General features: G+C 71.8%; 3 protein-coding genes and 1 pseudogene. 2 read left to right on the top strand and 2 right to left on the bottom strand.

Features of this window, described 5'->3' with window-relative positions; translation table 11 throughout:
• Positions 1–671, top strand: a pseudogene (locus tag DKT69_RS33230) (hypothetical protein); the annotation flags it as partial.
• A gap of 83 nt (positions 672–754) precedes the next feature.
• The gene (locus DKT69_RS33225; protein WP_109805368.1) at positions 755–2,224 is read left to right on the top strand and encodes a cryptochrome/photolyase family protein; all 1,470 of its coding nucleotides are present in this window, start codon (positions 755–757) and stop codon (positions 2,222–2,224) included.
• Between the two features lie 4 nt (positions 2,225–2,228).
• On the opposite strand, the gene DKT69_RS33220 is transcribed toward DKT69_RS33225, so the two are convergent.
• A complete protein-coding gene (locus DKT69_RS33220; RefSeq protein ID WP_109805367.1) occupies positions 2,229–2,927 on the bottom strand; it encodes a lysophospholipid acyltransferase family protein in 699 nt (232 codons plus the stop codon).
• 132 nt (positions 2,928–3,059) lie between these two features.
• Positions 3,060–6,215 (bottom strand): isoleucine--tRNA ligase, encoded by a 3,156-nt coding sequence (gene ileS / locus DKT69_RS33215; RefSeq protein ID WP_109805366.1) that lies wholly within the window; start codon positions 6,213–6,215, stop codon positions 3,060–3,062.
• Between the last annotated feature and the right edge of the window lie 324 nt (positions 6,216–6,539).

The raw sequence follows: 6,539 nt of genomic DNA, 5'->3' as shown, positions 1-6,539 counted from the left end.
GGCCGCCGCCGCCCGCACCGACCCGGCCGCCGAAGCAGCGCCGCCGAGCCGCCCTGCCGCCGGTCGCCCCGCCCCCGGGCTGGCGGGCGCCGAAGGGGTACGTCCCGGTTCCGGTCCGCCGCCGGCGACGCTGGCCGTGGCTGCTGCTGCTCACCCTCGTCTGCTGCTGCGGCGTCCCACTGTGGTGGGTCCAGCCCCTCTCCACCCAGTACCCGGCCAGCGCCGCGCTGCCGGACCGGGCCGCCGGCCTGCGGCTGCGCGAGGACGAACGCAGCCAGGCCACCGCCGAGCGGTTGAAGACCGAGGTACGCCAGGCCCACCTGCTCGCCGAGGACACCTTCGCGGGCGTCTACGCCACGGACGACGGCAAGCGGGTGACGATCTTCGGCGGCACGGGCTTCCGGCTCAGCCCGGAGGCGGACGCGGAGGCCGAGATGGCCCGCCTCAGCGAGCAGTACGCGCTCGACCCCGCGGTGCCGGTGGAGACCGGCGTCCGGGGCCGGTACGAGCGCTGCGCGGTGGGCCGCGCCGACGGCGACGCGGTGGTGGTCTGCACCTCGGTCGACCACGGCAGCCTGGCGACGGGCGTCTTCACCCGGTTGTCGCTGGAGGACAGCGGCGCGCTGCTGGACACGCTGCGGCAGCAGATCGTCACCCCGACCCAGTCCTGACCGTCACGCTGCGCATGGTCTCAGATACATAAAGCTCTCGTTTTCCATACGCCCATATCCGACGCATGGTTCACAATCAGGACATGTCGCGGCGTTTGCTGTTCGCCGATCAGCTGGGACCGCACTTCCTCGACGACCGGCGGCAGCCGGTCCTGCTGATCGAGTCGAAGGCGGTCTTCCGACGCCGCGTCCACCACCGGCAGAAGGCCCACCTGATCCTGTCCGCGCTGCGGCACCGCGCCGCCGAACTCGGCGACCAGGCCGTCTTCCTGCGCGCCGAGACGTACGGGCAGGCGTTGCGGAAGGTCCGCGAGCCGCTGGAGGTCTGCCACCCCACATCGCGGCGCGCCCTGGACTTCGTCCGCGGCCTGGACCGGGTCACCGTGCTGCCGGAGCGCGGCTACGTGACCAGCCTGGCGGACTTCGCCGAGTGGGCCGACCGGCGCCGCGGCGCGCTGCGGATGGAGGCGTTCTACCGGTTCGCCCGGGAGCACCACGGGGTGCTGCTGGACGGCGGCGACCCGGCCGGCGGCCGGTGGAGCCTGGACATTGAGAACCGCGAGCCGCCGCCGAAGGACGGGAAGCTCGACGTGCCGGCGTCGCCGATGCCGAAGGAGGACGACATCGACGCCGAGGTCCGGGCCGACCTGGACCGCTGGGAGCGGGAGGGGATCCGGTTCGTCGGCCGGGACGGCCCGCGCCGGTTCCCGGCCACCACGAAGGAGGCCAAGGCCCGGCTGCGGCACTTCCTGCGGCACCGGCTCGCCGCGTTCGGCCCGTACGAGGACGCGATGCTGTCGACCGACCCCTGGCTGGCGCACAGCATGCTGTCCTCCTCGTTCAACCTGGGCCTGCTCGACCCGATGGAGGCGGTCCGCGGCGCGGAGCGGGCGTACCGCCGGGAGGGCGCGCCACTGCCGAGCGTGGAGGGCTTCGTCCGGCAGATCCTCGGCTGGCGGGACTACATCTGGCACACCTACTGGTACTTCGAGGCCGGCTGGCGCACCAGCAACGAGCTGGGCGCGCGGCGGTCGCTGCCGGGCTGGTGGAACGACCTGGACGCGGACGCGGTCGACGCGCACTGCCTCTCCGACGTGCTGGCCGGGGTCCGGGACCGGGCCTGGGTGCACCACATTCCCCGGCTGATGGTGCTGGGCAACTACGCGCTCCAGCGTGGCTGGCGCCCCGCCGAACTGGTCGAGTGGTTCCACACCCGCTTCGTCGACGGCTACGAGTGGGTGATGACCGGCAACGTGGTGGGCATGAGCCAGTACGCCGACCTGGGCCGGATGACCACCAAGCCGTACGTCGGCGGCGGCGCGTACATCAACCGGATGAGCGACTACTGCGGCGGCTGCCGGTACGACCCGCGGAAGCGGCTCGGCGAGGACGCCTGCCCGTTCACCGCCGGCTACTGGGCGTTCCTGTCCCGCAACCGGGACCGCATCCCGGGCAACGCCCGGATGGCCCGCACCATGAAGCAGATGGACCGCCTCGCCGACCTCGACGCGGTGGTCGCTCAGGAGAAGCGCCGGGGCAGCGACCCGCCGTGACGGGTCAGACGGCGCCGGGCTCCCCCGCGATCGGCGGGTGGGCGCGCGGCGGGGCGTAGCGCGGGACGTACTCCTGGCCGGTCAGCTTCTGGATCTCGGCCATCAGCTCGTCGGTCATCTCCCGCAGCGAGGTGCGGTCGTCCGAGCGGCCGGTGAAGTCCAGCGGCTTGCCGAACCGGATGCCGATCTCGGCCCGACCGGGCCGGGGCACCCGGGCGCCGATGGGCTGCGCCTTGTCGGTGCCGGTCACGCCGACCGGGATGATCGGCACGCCGGCCGCCACGGCGAGCCGGGCCGCGCCGGTCCGCCCCCGGTATAGCCGGCCGTCGGGCGAGCGGGTCCCCTCCGGGTAGACGGCGACCAGGTCGCCGGCCTTGAGCACCGGGATGGCGGCGTCGAAAGCCGACAGCGCCGCCCGGCCGCCGGCCCGCTCGACCGGGATGGCGCCCAGCCCGGTGAGCACGAACTTGGAGAAGACGCCCTTCACGCCGGTGCCCTTGAAGTACTCCGACTTGGCCCAGAAGGCCAGGTGCCGGGGCACGACGGTGCCGAGCAGGAGCTCGTCGGCGACGGAGAGGTGGTTGCCCGCGAAGATCGCACCACCGGTCGCCGGGATGTGCTCCAACCCCTCCACGTGCGGACGGAAGGCCAACCGGAGCGCGGGCGCCACGGTGAGCTTGCCGATGGTGTAGAGCAGGGGCACTGGTCCTCCGGCGGTCGTACGTGAACAGGCGGTGTCACGGTAGCGGACGGGGTCGCGTCGGCCCGATCGGGTGGCCTGCCGCGCCGGTGGTGGTCCGGCTGCGGGCACGCCGCCGGACCACCACCCGTCACCTCATACCCGCCGCACGACCACCGTCACCCGCTCGCCCTCGCCGACCTCACCGGTGAAGCCGTCGGCGCCGTCGATCCCGTCGGCGAAGTCGACGGTGTCGGCCAGCACCTCCCGGGCCACGAAGTCGGTGTACGCGGAGACCGCCGCCCGGACCTCCTCGGAGGCCGACAGCGACACCACGATCCGGTCGGAGACGTCCAGGTCGGCGTCCCGGCGGGCCTGCTGCACCACCCGGACCACGTCCCGGGCCAGCCCCTCGGCGGCCAGTTCCGGGGTGACCTCGGTGTCCAGCACCACCACGCCCTCACCGCCGGGCAGCGGCGCGGAGTGCTCCGCGTCGGCGGCGACCAGGCGCAGCTCGTACTCGCCCTCGGCGAGGGTGACCCCGGCGGCGACCGGGGCGCCGTCGACCAGCTCCCACTCCCCCGCCTTGACCGCCTTGATGACCTGCTGCACCTGCTTGCCGACCCGCGGGCCCAGCGCCCGGGGCACCACGGTCAGCACCTGCTGGCAGTACGCGGACACCTCGTCGGTGAACTCCACCGCCTTCACGTTGACCTCGTCGGCGACCAGGTCGACGAAGGGCCGGAGCTGGTCCGCGACCGGCGAGGCCACGGTCAGCTTCGGCAGCGGCAGCCGGACCCGCAGGCCCTTCGCCTTGCGCAGCGACAGCGCCGCCGAGGCGACCGCGCGGACGGCGTCCATCGCGGCGACCAGGTCGTGGTCGGCGGGGAACTCCGTGGCCTCCGGCCAGTCGGTCAGGTGCACCGACCGCTCCCCGGTGAGGCCGCGCCAGATCTCCTCCGCGGTCAGCGGCGCCAGCGGCGCCAGCACCCGGCAGAGCGTCTCCAGCACCGTCCACAGGGTGTCGAACGCCTCGCCGTCGCCCGACCAGAACCGGTCCCGCGAGCGCCGCACGTACCAGTTGGTCAGCGCGTCCAGGTAGGACCGGACGGTCGCGCAGGCGCCGGAGATGTCGTACGTCTCCATCTGCCCCTGGACGGTGGTGACCAGCTCGTTCGTCTTCGCCAGCACGTACCGGTCGAGCAGGTGCGTCGAGTCGGTGCGGCGACGCGCCTGGTACCCGTCGGCGTTGGCGTAGAGCGAGAAGAAGTACCAGACGTTCCACAGCGGCAGCAGCACCTGCCGGACGGCGTCCCGGATGCCCGCCTCGGTGACCGCCATGTCGCCGCCGCGCAGCACCGGCGAGGACATCAGCATCCAGCGCATCGCGTCCGACCCGTACGCGTCGAAGACGTGGTAGACGTCCGGGTAGTTGCGCAGGCTCTTGGACATCTTGCGTCCGTCGGAGCCGAGCAGGATGCCGTGGCTGAGACAGTTGCGGAAGGCCGGCCGGTCGAACAGCGCGGTGGCCAGCACGTGCATGGTGTAGAACCAGCCGCGGGTCTGTCCGATGTACTCGACGATGAAGTCGCCCGGGTAGTGGTGCTCGAACCAGTCCGCGTTCTCGAACGGGTAGTGCACCTGGGCGAACGGCATCGAGCCGGACTCGAACCAGCAGTCCAGCACCTCCGGCACCCGGCGCATCATCGACCGGCCGGTCGGGTCGTCCGGGTTGGGCCGGACCAGGTCGTCCACCGCCGGCCGGTGCAGGTCGGTCAGGCGTACGCCGAAGTCCCGCTCGATGTCGGCCAGCGACCCGTACACGTCGACCCGCGGGTAGCTCGGGTCGTCGGAGCGCCACACCGGGATCGGCGAGCCCCAGAACCGGTTCCGGCTGATCGACCAGTCGCGGGCGTTGGCCAGCCACTTGCCGAACGAGCCGTCCTTGATGTGCCCCGGGGTCCAGTTGATCTGCTGGTTCAGCTCGACCATCCGGTCCTTGAACTGCGTCACCGCGACGAACCACGACGACACCGCCTTGTAGACCAGCGGGGTGTCGCAGCGCCAGCAGTGCGGGTACGAGTGGGTGTAGGTGTCCTGCCGGAGCACCACCCCCCGCTCCTTGAGCTCGCGGATCACCGACTTGTTGACGTCGAAGACCTGCTCGCCCTGGTACGGCGGGACCAGCGCGGTGAACCGGGTGTGGTCGTCCACGGTGACGATGGTGGGGATGCCGGCCGCGTTGCAGACGTTCTGGTCGTCCTCGCCGAAGGCCGGGGCCAGGTGGACGATCCCGGTGCCGTCCTCGGTGGTGACGAAATCCGCGCCGAGCACCTGGTAGGCGTTCGGGCCGGCCTGCTCGACGAGGAAGTCGTACAGCGGGGTGTAGCGGCGCCCGACCAGGTCGCGGCCGTACACCGTGCCGACCTGCTCGTACCCCTCCAGCTCCTTGGCGTACGCGGCCAGCCGCGCGGCGCCCACCAGGTAGCGGGACCCGTCGCGTTCCAGCACCGCGTACTCGATGTCCGGGCCGACGGCGAGGGCCAGGTTCGACGGCAGGGTCCACGGCGTGGTGGTCCAGACGCCGAGCTGCACCGGCCCGCGCAGCAGCTCCGGGGCGCTCTCGTCCGGGGTCAGCTCGAACCACAGCGACAGCGTCGGGTCGTGCCGGTCCTTGTAGACGTCGTCCATCCGGGTCTCGGTGTTCGACAGCGGCGTCTCGCACCGCCAGCAGTACGCCAGCACCCGGAAGCCCTCGTAGACCAGACCCTTGTCGTGCAGGGTCTTGAAGGCCCACATGACGCTTTCCATGTAGTCCAGGTCGAGGGTCTTGTAATCGTTGGCGAAGTCGACCCAGCGGGCCTGCCGGGTGACGTACCGCTCCCAGTCCTGGGTGAACTCCAGCACCGACGTGCGGCAGGCCTCGTTGAACCGGGCCACGCCGAGGTCGAGGATCTCCGCCTTGCTGGTGATGCCGAGCTGCTTCTCGGCGACCACCTCGGCGGGCAGGCCGTGGCAGTCCCAGCCGAAGCGCCGCTCGACGTGCCGCCCCCGCATGGTCTGGTAGCGGGGCACCACGTCCTTGACGTACCCGGTGAAGAGGTGGCCGTAGTGCGGCAGGCCGTTGGCGAACGGCGGGCCGTCGTAGAAGACGTACTCGTTCTTGCCGTTCTCCCCGGTCGGGCGGGCCTCGACGGACGCCTCGAAGGTCTTGTCGGCCGTCCAGTGCTCCAGGACCCGGCGCTCGACCGCGGGCAGGTCCGGGCTCGCCGGGACACCGGCGGCGGTCGGGTCGTGCAACGGATAGGCCATCGGGGGTCGCTCTCCTCGCGCAGCTCACTCATCTGTGGTCTGCGAGGACGAGCCCTCTCCGGTACGCCGTCCGGCGTCCCGGGGCAGGCCCGCGGTACCACCCCGCTTGACGGTCAAGGTGCGACCGCCCGCTCGTTGGCCGGCTGTGACGGGCCGTCCCGTCCGGTTCTACTGGGCCGGTCACCCGGCTGTTCTTCCGGAGGCTCACCGGTGATGGCCGGGTCGTCGCCTGTGTGCGACAAGCGTACTCGATCGGGGACGGAGATCGCCGCCGAGTAATCACTGTCTCTTCTACACATCTCCGAGCCCACGAGACGCGTAGTA

The organism is Micromonospora sicca, assembly GCF_003172935.1.
In the GTDB taxonomy this organism is placed as follows: Bacteria; Actinomycetota; Actinomycetes; order Mycobacteriales; family Micromonosporaceae; genus Micromonospora; species Micromonospora sicca.
The sequence above is the reverse complement of the archived record's forward strand: the minus strand, read 5'-3'. Positions and strand labels throughout refer to the sequence as shown.